This is a genomic window from bacterium, assembly GCA_029210545.1.
Lineage (GTDB): Bacteria > BMS3Abin14 > BMS3Abin14 > BMS3Abin14 > BMS3Abin14 > JARGFV01.
In genome coordinates this window covers 18,394-18,693 of sequence record JARGFV010000046.1, presented here as the reverse complement: position 1 = coordinate 18,693, position 300 = coordinate 18,394, and the positions used below count along the sequence as shown (strand labels likewise).

Here is a 300-nt window from a genome sequence, read left to right as displayed (position 1 = left end):
GGCGTGGTAAACTTCATCGAACCGCGTGTGTCGGCGGTTCGGACATCAATTCCAGGCACCAAATGAAAACGGCCCCGGCCGAGGGATCACGCCGTTGGCGTGGTAAACTTCATCGAACCGCGTGTGTCGGCGGTTCGGACATCAATTCCAGGCACCAAATGAAAACGGCCCCGATTGGGGCCGTTTCATTTGGTGCCGAGGGACGGAATCGAACCGCCGACACGAGGATTTTCAGTCCTCTGCTCTACCGACTGAGCTACCTCGGCATTTTGTTTTCCTACCCCTACATCAGCGAAGGAG

Annotated in this window: 1 tRNA gene; it reads right to left on the bottom strand. The window is 56.7% G+C overall.

Annotated elements, in window-relative coordinates:
- Nucleotides 1-190 precede the first annotated feature (190 nt).
- A tRNA-Phe gene (locus P1S46_06685) sits at nucleotides 191-266 on the bottom strand.
- Nucleotides 267-300 lie beyond the last annotated feature (34 nt).